Source organism: Desertibaculum subflavum (assembly GCA_003576705.1).
Classification (GTDB): domain Bacteria; phylum Pseudomonadota; class Alphaproteobacteria; order Ferrovibrionales; family Ferrovibrionaceae; genus Desertibaculum; species Desertibaculum subflavum.
Genome location: QOZS01000019.1, coordinates 58,962 through 75,474 on the forward strand (window position 1 = coordinate 58,962; position 16,513 = coordinate 75,474).

The 16,513-nt window shown below is 69.9% G+C and carries 19 protein-coding genes; 13 read left to right on the forward strand and 6 right to left on the reverse strand.

Annotated elements, in window-relative coordinates; genetic code table 11:
• Positions 1 to 217 precede the first annotated feature (217 nt).
• Positions 218 to 1,105 carry a CAP domain-containing protein gene (locus DT074_RS12105; RefSeq protein WP_162914848.1) on the forward strand — a complete coding sequence of 296 codons (888 nt, stop codon included), beginning with the start codon at positions 218 to 220 and terminating at the stop codon, positions 1,103 to 1,105.
• Positions 1,106 to 1,114: 9 nt separating this feature from the next.
• On the opposite strand, the gene DT074_RS12110 is transcribed toward DT074_RS12105, so the two are convergent.
• Entirely contained in the window at positions 1,115 to 2,251 is a 1,137-nt protein-coding gene (locus DT074_RS12110) for a nitronate monooxygenase (protein WP_119420114.1), read from the reverse strand.
• A 257-nt stretch (positions 2,252 to 2,508) separates the two neighbouring features.
• Here DT074_RS12110 and DT074_RS12115 point away from each other — a divergent pair, with 257 nt between their 5' ends.
• On the forward strand, positions 2,509 to 3,006 hold the full coding sequence (locus tag DT074_RS12115; RefSeq protein ID WP_119420115.1) for a fasciclin domain-containing protein: 498 nt from the start codon (positions 2,509 to 2,511) through the stop codon (positions 3,004 to 3,006).
• A gap of 114 nt (positions 3,007 to 3,120) precedes the next feature.
• Here DT074_RS12115 and DT074_RS12120 read toward each other — a convergent pair whose 3' ends face one another.
• Both DT074_RS12120 and DT074_RS12125 read right to left on the reverse strand, forming a co-directional pair.
• The gene (locus tag DT074_RS12120; RefSeq protein WP_119420116.1) at positions 3,121 to 3,660 is read right to left on the reverse strand and encodes a hypothetical protein; all 540 of its coding nucleotides are present in this window, start codon (positions 3,658 to 3,660) and stop codon (positions 3,121 to 3,123) included.
• Positions 3,657 to 4,295 carry a NirD/YgiW/YdeI family stress tolerance protein gene (locus DT074_RS12125; protein WP_162914849.1) on the reverse strand — a complete coding sequence of 213 codons (639 nt, stop codon included), beginning with the start codon at positions 4,293 to 4,295 and terminating at the stop codon, positions 3,657 to 3,659. The genes DT074_RS12120 and DT074_RS12125 overlap by 4 nt, the downstream gene beginning before the upstream one ends.
• Positions 4,296 to 4,487: 192 nt before the next feature.
• On the opposite strand from DT074_RS12125, the gene DT074_RS12130 reads away from it, so the two are divergent.
• The 11 genes from DT074_RS12130 to DT074_RS12180 are packed head-to-tail and all read left to right on the forward strand — an operon-like array spanning position 4,488 to position 12,781.
• Positions 4,488 to 4,805, forward strand: coding sequence for a YggT family protein (locus tag DT074_RS12130; protein ID WP_119420118.1), 318 nt, complete (start codon positions 4,488 to 4,490; stop codon positions 4,803 to 4,805).
• 7 nt (positions 4,806 to 4,812) lie between these two features.
• Positions 4,813 to 5,145, forward strand: coding sequence for a hypothetical protein (locus tag DT074_RS12135; protein WP_119420119.1), 333 nt, complete (start codon positions 4,813 to 4,815; stop codon positions 5,143 to 5,145).
• Between the two features lie 4 nt (positions 5,146 to 5,149).
• Positions 5,150 to 5,848: a 3'-5' exonuclease gene (locus DT074_RS12140; RefSeq protein WP_119420120.1), complete on the forward strand. Its 699-nt coding sequence runs from the start codon at positions 5,150 to 5,152 to the stop codon at positions 5,846 to 5,848.
• Positions 5,845 to 7,296, forward strand: a complete 1,452-nt coding sequence (locus DT074_RS12145) for a putative nucleotidyltransferase substrate binding domain-containing protein (RefSeq protein WP_119420121.1) — start codon at positions 5,845 to 5,847, stop codon at positions 7,294 to 7,296. The genes DT074_RS12140 and DT074_RS12145 overlap by 4 nt, the downstream gene beginning before the upstream one ends.
• Complete coding sequence (pxpB, locus tag DT074_RS12150) at positions 7,293 to 8,009, forward strand: 5-oxoprolinase subunit PxpB (protein WP_119420122.1); 717 nt, start codon at positions 7,293 to 7,295, stop codon at positions 8,007 to 8,009. Before DT074_RS12145 ends, pxpB begins: the two co-directional genes overlap by 4 nt.
• A complete protein-coding gene (locus tag DT074_RS12155; protein ID WP_119420123.1) occupies positions 8,006 to 8,953 on the forward strand; it encodes a 5-oxoprolinase subunit C family protein in 948 nt (315 codons plus the stop codon). Before pxpB ends, DT074_RS12155 begins: the two co-directional genes overlap by 4 nt.
• A gap of 31 nt (positions 8,954 to 8,984) precedes the next feature.
• Positions 8,985 to 9,761: a LamB/YcsF family protein gene (locus tag DT074_RS12160; RefSeq protein WP_119420124.1), complete on the forward strand. Its 777-nt coding sequence runs from the start codon at positions 8,985 to 8,987 to the stop codon at positions 9,759 to 9,761.
• A 10-nt stretch (positions 9,762 to 9,771) separates the two neighbouring features.
• On the forward strand, positions 9,772 to 10,854 hold the full coding sequence (locus DT074_RS12165; protein WP_119420125.1) for a 2OG-Fe(II) oxygenase: 1,083 nt from the start codon (positions 9,772 to 9,774) through the stop codon (positions 10,852 to 10,854).
• A gap of 10 nt (positions 10,855 to 10,864) precedes the next feature.
• On the forward strand, positions 10,865 to 11,626 hold the full coding sequence (locus DT074_RS12170) for a ComF family protein (RefSeq protein WP_119420126.1): 762 nt from the start codon (positions 10,865 to 10,867) through the stop codon (positions 11,624 to 11,626).
• 34 nt (positions 11,627 to 11,660) lie between these two features.
• Positions 11,661 to 11,918, forward strand: a complete 258-nt coding sequence (gene grxC, locus DT074_RS12175) for a glutaredoxin 3 (protein WP_119420127.1) — start codon at positions 11,661 to 11,663, stop codon at positions 11,916 to 11,918.
• 11 nt (positions 11,919 to 11,929) lie between these two features.
• Positions 11,930 to 12,781, forward strand: coding sequence for a carbon-nitrogen hydrolase family protein (locus tag DT074_RS12180; protein WP_119420128.1), 852 nt, complete (start codon positions 11,930 to 11,932; stop codon positions 12,779 to 12,781).
• 33 nt (positions 12,782 to 12,814) lie between these two features.
• Here DT074_RS12180 and DT074_RS12185 read toward each other — a convergent pair whose 3' ends face one another.
• The 3 genes from DT074_RS12185 to hflK form a co-directional block, all read right to left on the reverse strand.
• Complete coding sequence (locus DT074_RS12185; RefSeq protein WP_119420129.1) at positions 12,815 to 14,284, reverse strand: DegQ family serine endoprotease; 1,470 nt, start codon at positions 14,282 to 14,284, stop codon at positions 12,815 to 12,817.
• 125 nt (positions 14,285 to 14,409) lie between these two features.
• The gene (gene hflC, locus DT074_RS12190; protein WP_119420130.1) at positions 14,410 to 15,297 is read right to left on the reverse strand and encodes a protease modulator HflC; all 888 of its coding nucleotides are present in this window, start codon (positions 15,295 to 15,297) and stop codon (positions 14,410 to 14,412) included.
• The gene (gene hflK / locus DT074_RS12195) at positions 15,294 to 16,409 is read right to left on the reverse strand and encodes an FtsH protease activity modulator HflK (RefSeq protein WP_119420131.1); all 1,116 of its coding nucleotides are present in this window, start codon (positions 16,407 to 16,409) and stop codon (positions 15,294 to 15,296) included. The genes hflC and hflK overlap by 4 nt, the downstream gene beginning before the upstream one ends.
• Positions 16,410 to 16,513: the final 104 nt, after the last annotated feature.

A 16,513-nucleotide genomic window follows, 5' to 3' on the forward strand; every position in this document is an offset into this window, starting at 1 on the left:
GGTCAGTAGGCCCGCCATTTCTTTTCCGGTGAGCGGGCGCCCGGATCGCCGACCCTCCCGTTGCGGGCGCCAGGATCGCCTGACATGGTGCCGTGGCGGCACCGCCAACGGTCCCGCGCGTAACCCCACCGAGGAAACGTCCCTGCGCCAGAGGTGGCATGCGTTTGTCCAGGGTCTCGTTTTCCTGACCCTGTGCGCCACGGCGATGCCGGCGGCGATGTCGGCGGCCGCCAGCACCGCTGATCTGGAGAGCCTGCGGCGCCACGCGCTCGATCTGGTCAACCGGGCGCGCCACGACGAAGGCCTCGGCCCTCTCATGCTCCGGCCGGCGGCAAATGCGGCCGCACAGGCTCATGCCGACGACATGCTGGCGCGCGGCTACTATTCCCATACCGCGCCTTCCGGCGCGACCGTGATCGATCGCTACCAACAGGCCGGCGGCAGCACCTCGCATCTCGCGGCAGAGAACATCGCCCGCTGCGCGACCTGCCAGCCGCCCTCGATCGGTGCCTCGGTCGAGGCGCTGCATGAGGGCTGGATGCAGAGCCCGTTGCACCGCGACAACATCCTGCGGCGCGGCGTCACCGCCTTCGGCTTCGGCATCGCCGCCAGCGCCGAGCGCGGGCTCTACGCCGTGCAGGTCTTCGCGGGTCCCGGCCAGCCGCACGACCTGCAGCCGGGCGAGGCGGCGACGCCGCTGGATCCGGAAACGCAATGGCGCACCGCGCTCGCACAGGTCAATCGCCTGCGCCGCGAAGCCGGGCGCCCGCCGCTCGAATCCAGCCAGACGCTTGTCGTTGCGGCGCAGGCCCTGCTGCCCTCGGAATCCGAGGCGTTCAGCCTCACCGGACGGGACCTCTATGCCGCGCTTCCTGAAGGCGAGCGGCGCAGCTGGCGCTCGCTCGCCGTTCTGGGTGCCGCCTGCGGCGGCTGCGGCGAGGCACCGGCCGCGGCCGACATCCGCGACTTCGCGCAGCGCTGGCGCAACGACGAGGGATACCGGGTCACCCTGCTCGCCGCCGGGGCGACACATTTCGGCTTCGCCATGGCGGCAAATGGCGAGGGCCGCAAGCTCGGCGTCGCCGTGATCGGCACGAGGCGCTGAGCGGCGGCGTCAAACGTCGAGCGTGCCGGAGAGCCGCTCCACCGCCTCGGCATAGTCGCGCATGAAGTCGTAGACGACGCTGCGCGTCGACTGCTCGGCGTTCATCAGCCCGACCGCCTGCCCGACATAGTAGGTGGCCAGCGCCTTGGCGCCGGCATGGCCGCTCTCAGCGAGCTTGTCGACCCGGGCCAGCGCGCGCTTGGAGACTAGGCCCTGCAGCGGCATCGGCAGCGGATCCGGCGCGCCTTCGATGCCCCAGGCATCGGTCCAGGGCGAGCGGAGCTGGCGCGTGTACTTGCCGGTGCGGCTGCGCGAGCGGACGGTGTCGCGCGAGGTGGCGGCCAGCATCTTCTGCTTCACCGTCGGCGTCGTCTCCGCCTCCGCCGTGGTGAGCCAGACCGAGCCGGTCCAGACGCCGTCGGCGCCCATCGCCATGCAGGCCGCCATCTGCCTGCCGGTGGCGATGCCGCCTGCCGCCAGCACCTTGACCTCGGGAAAGTCGCGCATGGCGTCGAGCACTTCCGGAATCAGGACCAAGGTCGAGACCTCGCCGCAATGGCCGCCCGCCTCGGTGCCGGCGACGATCAGAATATCGACTCCCGCCTGGGCGTGCTTGATCGCGTGCTCGCGCGCGCCGGTCAGCGCGCCCACCGGCACGCCCTTGCGCCGCGCCCGCTCGAACATGGCCGGCGGCGGCACGCCGAGCGCGTTCACGATCAGCCCGATCGGATGCGCGAAGGCGACGTCGAGCAGCCGCGCCGCGCCTTCCTCGCGCATGTTCTCGCCGGCGGCATTGGTGAACCGCTCCTCCCACAGCCCGGCCGTGTCGACACCGTGCCGCTTCAGCAGATCCTCGACATAGCGCTTGTGTTCCGGCGGCACGCGCGCCTCGAGCTCGGACGCGCTGACGCCGCCCTCCTTCGCCTCCATCTTGTTCGGCACCAGCAGGTCGACGCCATAGGGCCGGCCCTTCACCTTGTCGTCGATCCAGCGCATCTCGATTTCGAGCGTCTCCGGCGTGTGGCCGACCGCGCCGAGCACGCCCATGCCGCCGGCATTGGTCACCTCCGCCACCACGTCGCGGCAATGGCTGAAGGCAAACAGGGGAAATTCGATGCCGAGCTTGCGGCAGAGTTCCGATCTCATCACGCGCTCCGTTGTTCTTGTGGTGATCGCGCGGGCAGGCGACGCCCCGGGCGTTTCCAGTGTCGAGCTTGGCACAACGAAGCGGCGCAAAGGAACACAATCGAGCGCGGGAACTCCCTTCGCGTCCCGTCGCAAGGAAGGTGATCCAATCGCGCTTCGGCGCCGTAGATCTCACCGTGCCACGCGACGTCGAAGCCGACGCCCGTGGCGGCACAGCGATCAACGCTGCTCTTTTGGGTCAACATTAGGGGAATATCATGCTTCGCAAGACCTTCCTGGGTCTCGCGGCGACGGCTGCGCTCGCGCTCGTCGCTGCCTGCTCCAGCAACGCGACCACGCAATCGGCCGACATCGTCGACACGGCGGTGAAGGCGGGCCAGTTCAACACGCTGACTGCCGCGGTGAAGGCGGCCGGCCTGGTCGACACCTTGAAGGGCCCCGGCCCCTTCACGGTGTTTGCACCGACCGACGCCGCCTTCAACAAGCTGCCGCCGGGCACGGTGGAGAACCTGCTCAAGCCCGAAAACAAGGCCCAGCTGGTATCGGTGCTGACCTATCACGTCGTGCCTGGCAGGGTCGCCAGCACCGCTCTCGCCGGCAAAGTGACTGAGGCCAAGACCGTGCAAGGCCAGTCGGTCAAGATCGACGGGACTCGCGGTGGCGTCATGGTCGACAACGCCCGCGTGGTGTCGGCCGATGTCGGCGCGACCAACGGCGTCATCCACGTTATCGACACGGTGATACTGCCGAAGTGACGGCAAGCGGACTTGTCGCGGCTCAGGCCGGCGACAAGTCCGCACACCCGAAAGCGGCCTCGTTCTCCGTCCGTCCGAGCACCACGCGACCCGGCCTATAGGACATTGCCTGGACTAACCGCCTTCGCCTGGCACTTCGCCTGCGCTCGGCTCGCCTACATGGAAGCTAAGCTCCCCCGCCGAAGAGGGCTGGAAGCGCACGCGGTCAAGGCAATCCGTGGTCTCTCCATCGTCGAACGTGCATCGGGCCAAGACCAGGTGCAACTCCGTCACCCGCTCGCAGACGCCTTCCGTCATGTCGAACTGCAACGGCACGCTCTCATATCCGACCACCCTACCTCGACGTTCGGCGATCAGCGGTCGAACTCCGGTGGCGATTCCAGTGGAGGCCAGGGCGACATCGCCGTCGTAGACCTTGGCGATCTTGAGCGCGCGGAGATCTTCCGGCGCCCTCACGGTCACGGGAATCCGGCAGGCGAAGACTTCGCCCGGCTTCGGCGCCGTCACCTCCAGAACGATCGGCGACACTCGCTTCGCCGTCTGCGCACCGGTATTGCCCACGAGGCTGCCGACACAGACAAGCGCAAGGGCGGCGGCAATGGGGGCACCGGTGATGCCGCCATGAGAGTAGCCACAGTTCGAGCGTTTGCTCATTCGCCTGCCTGCTTCTGGATGACGACGGAAGTGGCCAGGAGCTCGCGGCCCTCGAACAAGTCGGCATCATCCATTTCGCCATAGACGGTGATCCTGTCGCCGGCATCCGCGAAAACGTCGTAAGGGACTTCACTGATGTCGACGGTCAAGTTGCGGGTTCCGGTGTCCAGGGTCAGTTCATCCCCCTGCTTTCTCACCACGGTTCCGGTCATCGCAACCCATTCTTCGTCCGTCGCAAGACTGCTCGTGGGCGGGTTGTAGTAGCCACCTTCTTCGTCCGCCGGATTGGCGTAGAAATAGGTGTGGAGCTTGTCGACATACACCGTGCTCGCCTCAATGGTGCGCTTGTCGTAGAAATCGTCGTCGGTCTGACCGGTGACGGTGACCCGATCGCCGGCAACCACCATGTTCTCTCGTATCGCGTCGTAGTCGTCGAGTTCGACCGTGATCTGCCCAGCGCCGTAGTCCAGGACGAAATTGTCGTTCCGGCTGGACTTGACCACCCCACTGACACTGACCCACTCGCGATCGAGCGCGGTCGCGATTTCGGCCCTGTCGCTCGGCTGGGCGGTGGCTGGGGATGCTGCCAAAAGGGCGACACCCACGGCGATCAGGAACGGCTTCGCTTGCTGCATAACCTCCTCCATAGTTGAGAGCCACGCTGCCCCCCAGGCGCGCTTGTCCCGCAAACGACGCCGGCCGGCGATGGTTCCGGCGGATTGGCATCTCGCCTTTGGTCGCCTGGACGGCGGGGCCGGGGCTTGCCATCCTGCCGTCGGATACTGGATCTCGGATTCGGTACCCAACAGGGGGGCATCGCGCGCGACGTGCAGGAATCGGAATTCGCCCTACGGTATCTACCGTTCTGGATCGCCAACTACGCGCTTGCGGTGGTGTTCTGGTCGCTGCTCGGCCGTTTCCTGCTCGGCTTCTTCGTGCCGCAGATCCAGCCCGGCAACTACATCTGGCGCGCCTTCTACTGGCTGACCGAATGGTCGGTCTGGCTGGTACGCTGGATCACGCCGCTGGCCGTGCGGCCGTTCCTGATGCCGCTGGTCGCCGGCTTCTGGGTGTTCCATCTGCGTATCGCCCTGTTCTTCCTCTTCGCCGGCCTCGGCATGGTGCCGAAGCTCGGCGGCAGTTGAGGGCACCATGCGATTCGAGCGGCATCAGATCCTGGCCATGGTCCTCGCCGTCGCGGTGCTGAACGGCATCTTCTCGCCGTATCTCGTGCTGGTGCTGCAGCTGACGCCGATCTGGCTGCCGACCTGGGCGCCGGAAGAGCCCGGCACCGTGTTCTACCTGGCGAGCCTGATCACCGCGACGACGACCCTGCTGGTCGGCGGCGTGCCGGCGGCGATCCTGGAGCGCGCGGCGCCGGTCTTCGCCGACACGATCGGCAGCCGCCTGCTCTGGCTGGCAGGCTGCCTCGTGCTGTCGGTGCCGGCGCTGCTCCGTCTGTTGGGCATGGCAACTGGAGGATGATGCCATGCCGGGCCGGCCGCGTGGCTTTGCCGCCTTTGCCCGCCTGCTGCGCGGCGACCATGGGCAGCGCGTCGCGCTGGCGCCGGCCGACGCGACGCCGCTGGCCAACCTGCCGCTGATCGCGCTCGATATCGAGACGACCGGCCTCGATCCGCAGCTCGATCGCATGCTGTCGCTCGCCGCACTGCCGCTGCGCGGGCCGCATCCCGACGGCGAGGACCTGGAATTTCTGGTGCAGCCCGGGGTGCCGATTCCGCCGGCCTCGACGGCCGTCCACGGCATCGACGATGCGGCGGTGGCCGCCGCCCCGCCCTATCCGGCGCATCATGCGGCCGTGGTGGAGAGGCTGCATGGCCGCGTCGCGCTCGGCCATACCATCGGATTCGATCTCGCGGTGATCGCGGCGGAGGCACGGCGGCACCGGCTGCACCTGCCGGCGACCGCTTCGCTCTGCCTCGCCGAGCTCGCCGCCGCCGTGCTGCCGGAAAACACGGCGGTCGACCTGGACCAGTTGGCCCACCGCTTCGACGTGGCCATCGAAGGGCGGCATACCGCGCGCGGCGATGCTGTTGCGGCCGCGGCGATCTGGGTGCGGCTGCTGCCGCATCTGCTGGACCGCGGCATCCACACTTTCGGCGATGCCCGCCGCGTAACCGCCGAAATCCGCGCCCTGCTGTCGCTCAAGCGACGGAGCCGGTTTTGAGCGACGCGACCGCGACCGAGGCGCGCGCCGGCCAGCGGCTCGACGCCTTCCCCTATCGCCACCGCCTGGCCGAGGTGATGGTGACGCCGCTGTGCGCACCGCCCGGGCTTTCGCTCGGCGATGCGGCGCGGCTGATGCTGGAGCGCGGCACCGGCTCGCTGTTGGTCGAAGCGCCCGGCGGGCAGGTCCTCGGCATCGTCACCGAGCATGACGCCATGAAGGCGCTCGCCCGGCATCCCGGCGATCCGTCGCAGCTCACGATCCGCGAGGTGATGAGCGCGCCCATCGCCACCATGTCCGGCGAATCCTTCGTCTACCGGGCGCTCGGCCGCATGGGCCGCCTCGGCTATCGCCATCTCGGCGTGACCGATGCGGCGGGCCGGATCGTCGGCATCGTCTCGGCGCGCCTGATCCTGCGCCGGCGGGTCGGCGGCGGGCTGACGCTGGGCGACGCCATCGATGCCGCGGCCGACGGCGCGGCACTGGCCGCCGCACGCGCCGAACTGCCCGAGCTCGCGCAGCGCCTGCTCGACGAAGGCCTGCAGGCGACGGAGGTGGCCGCGCTGCTCAGCGCCACGCTCTGCGACATCACGGCGCGGGCGGCGCAGCTCGCCGCCGCCGAGACGGAGCGCGAGCGGGGCCCGGCGCCGGCGCCTTGGTGCGTGCTGGTGCTCGGCTCCGGCGGGCGCGGCGAGAGCCTGCTCTCCGCCGACCAGGACAATGCCATCATCCACGCGGCCGGCGACGATGGCTGGTACGCCGCCGTGGGCCAGCGCATGGCCGACCTGCTGGACCAGGCCGGCATCCCCTATTGCAAGGGCGGGGTGATGGCGGCGCGGCCGGGCTGGCGCGGCGATCCGGTGGCCTGGCGGACCCGCGTCGCCGAATGGCTCCGGCGGGCCCAGGGCGAGGCGCTGCTCGATGTCGACATCTTCTTCGACTTCCGCGCCGTCAGCGGCGAGCGGGCCCTGGCGGCGAGCCTGCGCGCCGACGCCCTGGCGGCCGCCAAGGGCGCGCCGGCCTTCCTGCGCCAGCTGGCCGAGCAGGCCTCCAGCCACGGCGCCGCGCTCAGCCTGCTCGGCCGGTTTCGCCTGCAGGACGGCCGGGTCGATCTGAAGGCCGGCGGCCTGCTGCCGCTGGTCGGCGCGGCGCGCGTGCTCGCATTGGCGAACGGCATCGGCGAGACGGAGACGGCGGCGCGGCTCCGCGCCGCCGCCGACCGCGGCAAGCTGTCGGGGGAAGACCTGGAACGGCTGCTCGAAGCGCGCGCCGTCCTGACCGAGACGATGCTGCGCCAGCAGCTCGCCGATATCGCCGCCGGCCGGGCGCCGTCCTCGAAAATCGATCCGCGGGCCTTGTCGCGCACCGAACGCACCCGCCTGAAGGAGGCGCTCGGCGCGATCCGCTTGATTCCCGACATCGTCCGTGGTGCCCTCGCGGCCGCATGACCGCGCCCAAAGTTCTTGCCGCCGGCGACGCCGCCTTCTCGATCGAGTTCGGCGACGCCATCGATCCCGCGCTCAATGCCCGCGTGCATGCCCTCGACCGGGCGCTTGCCGCCGCGCCGCTGCCCGGCATGGTGGAGACGGTGCCGACCTACCGGTCGCTGCTGGTCTATTTCGATCCGCTCCGTTGCGATCCTGCGGCATTGCGGGAGGCGCTGCTGGCCCGCACCGCCGCGACCGAAGGCGCGGCGCCGGCGCCGGGCCGGCTCTACCGCGTGCCGGTCCGCTATGGCGGGGCGATGGGCGAGGATCTGGAGGCGGTGGCGGCCAAGCTCGGCCTCGCGCCGGACGAGCTGGTGCGGCGGCACAGCGCGCCGGAATACCGCGTCTACATGATCGGCTTCTCGCCGGGCCTTGCCTATCTCGGCGGCCTGCCGGCCGAGCTCGTCATCCCGCGCCGCGACGATCCGAGGCCGGCGGTGCCGCGCGGCGCGGTGCTGATGGCCGGCCAGCAGACGCTCTTCTATCCGGTGGAGATGCCGACCGGCTTCCACGTGCTGGGCCGCACGCCGGTGCGCGCTTTCGACCTCGCCCGGCCGGAGCCCTTCCTGCTCAAGCCCGGCGACCGCGTGCGCTTCCACGCCATCGGCGACGCGGAATATGCCCGCCTCGACGCCGCGGCCGAACGGGGCTGGACGCCGGAGGCCGAGGCATGAGCGCGCTCCGCGTGGTGCAGGCCGGCCCCTATTCGACGGTGCAGGATGCCGGCCGCTTCGGCTCGCAGCGCTTCGGCATCAGCCCGGCCGGCGCCGCCGATCCGGCCCTGCTCGCCATCGCCAACCGCCTCGCCGGCAACGCGCCCGATGCCGCCGCCATCGAATGCACCCTGTTGGGCGACACCTACGAGGTCGCGGTGGAGAGCCTGCGTCTCGCTGTCGCCGGCGATGTCGCCATGAAGATCGACGGCGAGGCGGCGGCGCCCTGGCGCAGTTACCGGCTCGCCCGAGGCCAGAAGCTGCGCATCGGCCCCTGCCGGACCGGGCTCCGCTTCTACGTCGCGGTCGAGGGCGGCATCGCCTGCGCGCCCGTCCTCGGCAGCCGCGCGACCCATGTGCGCACCGGGATCGGCGGCATCGAAGGCCGGCGGCTCAAGGCCGGCGACGCGCTGCCGCTGGCGCAGGATGCCGTCGCGACCCGGCCGGAACTTGGCTTCGATCCGGCGCGGCTGCCGCCGGCGCCGGAACGGCTGCGCGTCGTGCTCGGCCCGCAGGACGATTATTTCACGCCGGCCGGCATCGCGACCTTCCTCGGCAGCGACTACGCCGTGGCCCGCGATGCCGACCGCATGGGCTGCCGCCTGGAGGGCCCCGCCATCGAACACGCCAAGGGGCACAACATCATCTCCGACGGCATCCCGCTCGGCGGCATCCAGGTGCCGGGCAACGGCCAGCCGATCGCGCTGATGCGCGACCGCCAGACCACCGGCGGCTATCCCAAGATCGCCTGCCTGATCGGCCCGGATGTCGCCCGCCTGGCCCAGAAGCGGCCGGGCGAGGCGGTGCGTTTCGCCGCCCTGTCGCCGGCTGAGGCGCAGGAAGCGGTGCGAGCCCAGGCGGCCCGATTGGCCGAATGCCTCGCCGGGATCGTGCCCCTGGAGTAGGCTGGATGGCAGGGCCAGCGTGGAGTCTGCCATGAACCGGGGCGTCGACCTGAACAGCGACATGGGCGAGAGCTTCGCCGCCTGGAAGATGGGCGACGACGAGGCGATGCTGAAGATCGTCACCTCGGCCAATGTCGCCTGCGGCTTCCATGCCGGCGATCCCAATGTGATGGCCAAGACGGCGGCGGAGGCGAAGCAGAACGGCGTCGATATCGGCGCCCATCCCGGCTTCAACGACATCGCCGGCTTCGGCCGCCGGCAGATCCTGGGCGACAGCCCGGCCGAGATCGAGCGCATGATCGCCTACCAGATCGGCGCCCTGCAGGCGGTGGCGGCGCTGGTCGGCCACAAGGTCAGCCATGTGAAGGCGCATGGCGCCCTCTCCAACTTGGCGGCGGTGGACGAGGGCCTGGCGCGCTCGATCGCCCGCGGGATCAAAGGCGTCGACCGCGACCTGCTGTTCGTCGTCATGCCCATGACGGCGCTGGAGACGGCCGGCGAGAAGGAAGGCCTCAAGCTCGCCCGCGAGGTCTTCGCCGATCGCGCCTATGACGACAGCGGCAACCTCGTGTCACGCAAGCTGCCGGGCGCCATGATCCATGACGCGGAGCAAGCTGCGGCACGCGCCGTCCGCATGGTCGAGGGCGGCGCCATCGAATGCGCCAGCGGCAAGCGCCTCAAGGTCGATATCGACACCATCTGCGTGCATGGCGACAGCCCGACCGCGGTGGCCATGGCGCGCGCCGTGAAGGCCAGGCTCGAAAGCGCCGGCGTGCCGCTGCGCCGGATGCGCGAGATCGTCGGCTGAGACGAAGCCCGTGAGCGCGGCGCCGCATCTGCCGCCGGCATTGGAGCCGGGCGACCGCATCCCCGATCTCGGCCTGCCGGATCCCAAGGGGGTGCTGTACTCGCTGAAGGACCAGAAGCTGGCCGGCCGGCCGCTCGCCGTGCCGGTCTTCGCCGGCGAGGTGCGGCCCCCCGTTGCGCGCGAGCTGCGCCGCTTCGCGGAAGCGGCGCCGCAATACGAGGCGGCGGGGTTCGCCATCGCCGCGGTCGGCGGCAGCGTCGCCGGCAACGCCGCCTTCACCGCCCAGACAGTGCTGCCCTTTCCGCTGCTCGCCGATCCGACCGGTGCGGTGACCGCGGCGCTGGCGGGGCCGGCGCTGCCGCGCGCCAAATCCGGCTGCGTCGTGGCGCTGGTCGACGCCGCCTCGCGCCTGCTCGGCCATGTCGAGGCGCTGGGCGAGGCGAAGCTCTCCGCGCTCGCGCTGAGGAAGCTCGAACGGCTGACCGCCGCGACGACAGCACCCGTCGTGACCGCCGGTGCGCCGGTGCTGATGGTGCCGGAGGTGCTGGAACCCGAGCTCTGCCGCGAGCTGATCGCCGCCTGGGAGACGGGAGAGCGCTTCGAAGGCGGCGTGTCGGCCTCGAACCAGCAGGCCGCGCTCGCCGTCAACTACGGCTACAAGAAGCGCGACGACTGGATCCTGCCCGCCGGCCCGCTGCTTGACCGGCTGAAGCAGCGCCTGCTCACGCGGCTGTTCCCGGCCATGGCCGATGCCTATTACTGGGCGCCGACGCGGCACGAGGCCTTCCGCATCGGCTGCTATGCGGAAGGCGCCGGCTTCTTCCGCCTGCACCGCGACAACCGCACGCCGCACACGGCGCATCGCCGCTATGCGCTGACCCTGCTGCTGAACGACGATTTCGAGGGCGGCTATCTGCGCTTCCCGGAATTCGGCGCGAGCCTCTACAAGCCGCCGACCGGCGGCGCCGTGGTGTTCTCGTGCAACCTGCTGCACGAGGTGACCGATGTGAGCCGCGGCCGCCGCTTCGCGCTGGTCTCGTTCTTCTACGGCGAGGCCGAGGCGCAGGCGCTGCGCGAGCGCGGCCAGCGATGACGCGCCGGCCATGATCCGCGGCGCGCTGGCCGCGGTCGCGGCCTGGTCGGGCCGCGTGCTGGTCGACGCGGTGCTGCCGCCGCGCTGCCTCGTCTGCCGCGGCGGCGTCGAGGCGCAAGGCGCGCTCTGCGTCGAGTGCTGGTCGGGCCTCGACTTCATCGCCGGCCCGGTCTGCGCCGCCTGCGGCCTGCCCTTCGCCTTCGAGATCGGGCCAGGCGCCGTCTGCGGCGCCTGCGCCGCCAGGCCGCCCCGGTTCGACCGCGCCCGCGCGGCCCTGGTCTATGGCGAGACGAGCCGCGACCTGATCCTGGGCCTGAAGCATGGCGACCGGCTGGAAATGGCGCCGACGCTGGCCCGCTGGCTGGCCCGACCCGGCGCGGCTCTGATCGCCGAGGCCGATCTGGTGGCGCCGGTGCCACTGCACCGCTTCCGCCTGCTGGCGCGCCGGCACAACCAGGCGGCGCTGATCGCCGCCGCCCTGCCCGGCACCCGCACCAAGCTCGCCCCCGATCTTCTGATCCGCCGGCGGCGCACGCCGAGCCAGGGCGGCCTGTTGGCCCGCGAGCGCCGCCGCAACGTGGCCGGCGCCTTCGCCGTCCGCGCCGCCTGGCGGCCGCAGGTCGCCGGCAAGCGCATCCTGCTGGTCGACGACGTGCATACCACCGGCGCCACGCTCGAAGCCTGCGCCCGGGTGCTGAAGCGGGCCGGCGCGGCGGGGGTCGATGCCCTGACGGTGGCCCGGGTTGTCCGGCCGTCGGACGCCCTTATATAATTATGGGGAACTGCACGTAACCGGCAGGCCGAGCATGCCCGAGATCGTCGTCTACACCACCGATATGTGCCCGTACTGCTACCGGGCCAAGCGGCTGTTGGACCAGAAAGGCGTCGCCTATACCGAGATCGACGTGACGCTCGACCCGGCCAAGCGGGCCGAGATGGCGCAGAAATCCGGCGGGGTGCGCACCGTGCCGCAGATCTTCATCGGCGGCCGGCATGTCGGCGGCTCGGACGAGCTCTACGCGCTCGAGGCCGAGGGCAAGCTCGACCCGCTGCTGGCCGCCTGAGCGCCGATCGCATGACCGCACGCTTCAACCTCGCCTGCATCCAGATCACCGCGACCGACGACGTCGCCCACAATATCGCCGAGACCTCGCGGCTGATCCGGGCGGCGCATGCCGCCGGCGCCGACCTCGTCTCCACGCCGGAGAATACCGGCATCATGGCGGCCAAGGGCGAGGAGACGCGCGCCGCCGCGAGGCCCGAGGCCGAGCATCCGGCGCTGCTGGCCTATCGCGCCCTCGCCGCCGAGCTGAAGACCTGGCTGCATATCGGCTCGATCGGCTGCGACGTGCCGGGCGAGACGCGGATCGCCAATCGCGGCTTCATGCTGCGGCCCGACGGCTCGGTCGCCGCGTCCTACGACAAGATCCACATGTTCGACGTGGACCTGCCCTCCGGCGAGAGCTATCGCGAGAGCCGGCGGTTTCGTCCCGGCGATGCGGCCTGCCTGATCGACCTGCCCTGGGGCAGGCTCGGCATGACGATCTGCTACGACATGCGCTTTCCCTATCTCTACCGCGCGCTGGCGCATGCCGGCGCCGAGTTGCTCGCCATGCCCTCGGCCTTCACCCGGCCGACCGGCCAGGCGCATTGGCATGTGCTGCTGCGCGCCCGCGCCATCGAATGCGGCGCCTTCGTCTTCGCGGCCGCCCAGTGCGGCACCCATCCGGGCAACCGCAAGACCTACGGTCACTCGCTGATCGTGGCGCCCTGGGGCGAAGTGCTGGCCGATGGCGGCGAGGCGCCCGGCTTCGTCATGGCCGAGATCGACATGGCGAAGGTGGCCGAGGCGCGCCGGCAAGTGCCCTCGCTCGGCCACGACCGCGAATTCGCCATGCCGGCGGTGACGGCGCGGGCCGCAGAGTAGCCCTCTCCCGCAAGGCGGGAGAGGGACCGGGAATCAGCTCTTGAACGGCAGTGCGACGAAGCGGCTGTCGGCGCCGCGCTGCACCAGGAGCAGGACCGATTTGCGCTTCTGTGCCTGGGCTTCCTTGACCTTGTCGCGCACCTGCTCCGGCGTCGTCACCTCGGCCTGCGCGACTTCCAGGATCAGGTCGCCGGCCCGGAGATCCTTCGAAGCGGCCACGCCGTCGGCCTTGACGTCGGTGATCACCACGCCCTTGGCGTCGGGCTTCAGCTCGAAGCGCTGGCGCAGCTCCGGCGTGATGCGCGACAGCGTAAGGCCGAGCGCTTCCACATCGGTGGTCGGCCCGGCGCCGCCGCCGCCCTTGGGGCTGGAGCCCGCCGCCGCCGCGGCGACCTCCTCTTCCTTCAGCTCGCCGACCTGAACCTGCAGGGTCTCCTTCTTGCCCTTGCGCCAGACCTCGACCGGCACGGTCTTGCCGATCGGCGTGTCGGCCACGACGCGCGGCAGATGGCGCATGTCGGGCACCGGCTTGCCGTCGAAGCTCAGGATGACGTCGCCGGCATCGATCTTGGCCCTGGCCGCCGGTCCGCCATCGGTGACCCCGGCCACCATGGCGCCGCGCGCCTTGTCGAGGCCGATGCTCTCGGCGATCTCGTCGGTCACCACCTGGATGCGCACGCCGAGCCAGCCGCGCTTGGTCTTGCCGAATTCCTTGAGCTGCAGGGCGACGCGCTGGGCGATGACGGAGGGCACGGCGAAGCCGATGCCGACCGAGCCGCCGGTCTGCGAATAGATCGCCGTGTTGACGCCGATCACCTGACCTTCGGTGTTGAACAGCGGACCGCCCGAATTGCCTTTGTTGATCGAGGCGTCGGTCTGCATGAAGTCGTCATAGCGGCCGGCGCCGATGTCGCGGCCGCGGGCCGAAATGATGCCGGCCGTCACCGAGCCGCCGAGGCCGAACGGATTGCCGATCGCCAGCACCCAGTCGCCGACCCGCGCCTTGTCGGAATCGCCCCATTGCACGGCGGTCAGCTTTTCCTTGGTCTCGACCTGCAGCAGCGCGATATCGGTCTGCGCGTCGGTGCCGATCAGCTTGGCCGGAATCTCCGCGCCCGTGGACAGGATCACCTTGATCTCGTCGGCGCCGTCGATCACGTGGTTGTTGGTCACGATGTAGCCGGAAGCATCGATCACGAAGCCGGAGCCGAGCGAGGTGGCCGGGCGGCGCTGCTGCTGGCCGCGCTGCTGGCGATCGAAGAAATCCTTGAAGAACTCCTCGAACGGCGAGCCGGGCGGCAGTTTCGGCATTTCCGGGGTGCCCTGGCGGCGCTCCGGCAGCTTCTGCGTCGTGGCGATGTTGACCACCGCCGGCATCAGCTTCTCCACCATGTCGGCGAAGGAATCCGGCGCGCCGCGCGCTTCGGCCGGCACCGGGAACTGAAGCGCGGCGATCGTCGCGACCGCCGCCACTGCCACCATCCGCTGCAACTGGGTCAACATGGCTCGAGGTCTCCTGAATGCCGGGGCCGGGCCAGCCTGGATACGGCCGGCCCGGCCCTCGATCACGATGATGCGGCAGGACACCCCCGGCTGTCCCGCACATCTATGTCATCCGGCAAATCTGGTCATTTTGTGGGCGGAGCACCGCCCCCCGCATTGTTGAAGAATTTGAAGAATTCCGAGTCCGGCGTCAGCACCATCGCGGTATTGCCGTCCTGCAATGCCTGACGATAGGCCTGCAGCGAACGGTAGAAGGCGTAGAAACTCGCATCCTGCCCGGCCGCCTCGGCAAAAATCTTTGCCCGCTGGCCCTCGCCGTCGCCGCGCAGGATCTCCGACTGGCGCTGCGCCTCGGCCAGGATGATGGTGCGCTGACGGTCGGCATCGGCCGTGATGCGAGCGCCGATTTCCGCACCCTGGGCGCGATTCTCCTTTGCCTCGCGCTCGCGTTCGGTCTGCATTCGGCGATAGACCGCCTGGCTGTTCGCCTCCGGCAGGTCGGCACGCTTGATGCGGACGTCGATGACGTCGAGGCCGAGCGGCTTCGCTTCGCGGTTCAGGATGTCGCGGATCTCGGTCATCATCCGGGCCCGCTCGCCCGACAGCGTGGCCTGGAAGTCCTGGTTGCCGAGCACCTGGCGCAGCGCGGAATTCAGCAAGGGCGAGAGCCGCTGGCGCGCCACCTGCTCCGAGCCCACGGCCTGGAAGAAACGCAGCGGATCGACGATGCGGAAGCGGACGAAACTGTCGACCAGAAGCCGCTTCTGATCGGCGGCGATCACTTCCTCTGTCTGCCCTTCGAGCGCCAGGATGCGCTTGTCGATGTAGATGACGTCCTGGATCAGGGGCACCTTGAAGTTGAGGCCCGGCTCCTGCACGACGCGGATCGGATCGCCGAGCTGAACCACCAGGGCCTGCTGGCGCTGGTCGACCACGAACATCGATCCGAAGATGACCACAAGCGCCAGGATGACGGCGACGCCGATGGCAATGAGAGGTCCTTGCCGGTTCATCGCTGGGTCCCCGGGGTCTGGGCAGGCTGGCCGACACGGCGCTGCAGTTCGTTGAGCGGCAGGTACGGCAGCACCCCACCCTCCTTGTTGTCGAGGATGATCTTATTCGATCCGCGCAGGACCTCCTCCATAGTCTCGAGGTAGAGCCGCTTCGTGGTCACATCCTTGGCCAGCTTGTACTGGTTGTAGACGGCGAGGAATCGGGCCGCCTCGCCTTGCGCCGTGGCCACCACCTCCTGCTTGTAGGCTTCGGCCGCTTGCAGAATGCGTTCGGCCTCGCCGCGGGCGCGCGGGATGATGTCGTTGCGATAGGCCTCGGCCTCGTTCTGCGCGCGCTCGCGGTCGGCCTTGGCCGCCTGCACGTCGCGGAAGGCGTCGATCACGGCGTTCGGCGGGTCGACCTTCTGCAGGTTGACGCGGCTGACGGCGACGCCGGCCTTGTACTCGTCGAGCACATGCTGGATCAGCTGCTGCGAACCGATCTCGATCGGCTGCCGGCCTTCGGTCAGGATGCGCTGGATCTGGTTCTTGCCGATGACCTCGCGCATGGCGCTTTCGGCCACCGCCTTCACCGTCGCTTCCGGGTTCTGGATGTTGAACAGGAACAAGCCAGCATCCTTGATCTGCCAGAACACCGAGAAGTCGATATCGACGATGTTCTCGTCGCCGGTCAGCATCAGGCTTTCTTCCGGCACGTCGCGCAGCAGGCCGGAGCGCAGCTCGTCGCCGCCACGGAAGCCGACATCGATGCGGTTGACGCGCGTCACCTTCGGCGTCAGCACGGTCTCGATCGGGGCCGGCCATTTGAAGTTGAGGCCGGGCTGCGTCGTCCTGACCCACTGGCCGAAGCGCAAGACCACGCCCTGCTCGTCCGGCTGCACGCGGTAGGCGCAGAGGAAGACCAGCAGCACCAGGATGCCGGCGCCGACGACGGACCACAGGACCGGCCCGCCGAAGCCGCCGCCCGGCAGCAGGTTGCGCAAACGGTCCTGGCCCTTGCGGATCAGTTCCTCGAGATCGGGTGGTTGCGGGCCGGAGCCGCGCGGCCCCTGGCCCCACGGGCCGCGACCACCGCTCTGCCAGCCACCCCCGCCTTGATTGTTCCAGGACATTGTGTGTGAAGGAACCTCGTTGTTTGGGATCGTGTTGGACCGCCGGGGGCGGCCCTTCATTGCCGTGAAGCCGGGCGGGCGTTATATCGCGCCCAACGGCCCCG

Excerpts from the sequence above, each read along its gene's own strand:
- DT074_RS12105 (WP_162914848.1), top strand. The coding sequence starts at position 218 with ATGTCGGCGGCCGCCAGCACCGCTGATCTGGAGAGCCTGCGGCGCCAC.
- DT074_RS12110 (WP_119420114.1), bottom strand. The coding sequence starts at position 2,251 with ATGAGATCGGAACTCTGCCGCAAGCTCGGCATCGAATTTCCCCTGTTT.
- DT074_RS12115 (WP_119420115.1), top strand. The coding sequence starts at position 2,509 with ATGCTTCGCAAGACCTTCCTGGGTCTCGCGGCGACGGCTGCGCTCGCG.
- DT074_RS12120 (WP_119420116.1), bottom strand. The coding sequence starts at position 3,660 with ATGAGCAAACGCTCGAACTGTGGCTACTCTCATGGCGGCATCACCGGT.
- DT074_RS12125 (WP_162914849.1), bottom strand. The coding sequence starts at position 4,295 with ATGCAGCAAGCGAAGCCGTTCCTGATCGCCGTGGGTGTCGCCCTTTTG.
- DT074_RS12135 (WP_119420119.1), top strand. The coding sequence starts at position 4,813 with ATGCGATTCGAGCGGCATCAGATCCTGGCCATGGTCCTCGCCGTCGCG.
- DT074_RS12140 (WP_119420120.1), top strand. The coding sequence starts at position 5,150 with ATGCCGGGCCGGCCGCGTGGCTTTGCCGCCTTTGCCCGCCTGCTGCGC.
- pxpB (WP_119420122.1), top strand. The coding sequence starts at position 7,293 with ATGACCGCGCCCAAAGTTCTTGCCGCCGGCGACGCCGCCTTCTCGATC.
- DT074_RS12155 (WP_119420123.1), top strand. The coding sequence starts at position 8,006 with ATGAGCGCGCTCCGCGTGGTGCAGGCCGGCCCCTATTCGACGGTGCAG.
- DT074_RS12160 (WP_119420124.1), top strand. The coding sequence starts at position 8,985 with ATGAACCGGGGCGTCGACCTGAACAGCGACATGGGCGAGAGCTTCGCC.
- DT074_RS12170 (WP_119420126.1), top strand. The coding sequence starts at position 10,865 with ATGATCCGCGGCGCGCTGGCCGCGGTCGCGGCCTGGTCGGGCCGCGTG.
- grxC (WP_119420127.1), top strand. The coding sequence starts at position 11,661 with ATGCCCGAGATCGTCGTCTACACCACCGATATGTGCCCGTACTGCTAC.
- DT074_RS12180 (WP_119420128.1), top strand. The coding sequence starts at position 11,930 with ATGACCGCACGCTTCAACCTCGCCTGCATCCAGATCACCGCGACCGAC.
- DT074_RS12185 (WP_119420129.1), bottom strand. The coding sequence starts at position 14,284 with ATGTTGACCCAGTTGCAGCGGATGGTGGCAGTGGCGGCGGTCGCGACG.
- hflC (WP_119420130.1), bottom strand. The coding sequence starts at position 15,297 with ATGAACCGGCAAGGACCTCTCATTGCCATCGGCGTCGCCGTCATCCTG.
- hflK (WP_119420131.1), bottom strand. The coding sequence starts at position 16,409 with ATGTCCTGGAACAATCAAGGCGGGGGTGGCTGGCAGAGCGGTGGTCGC.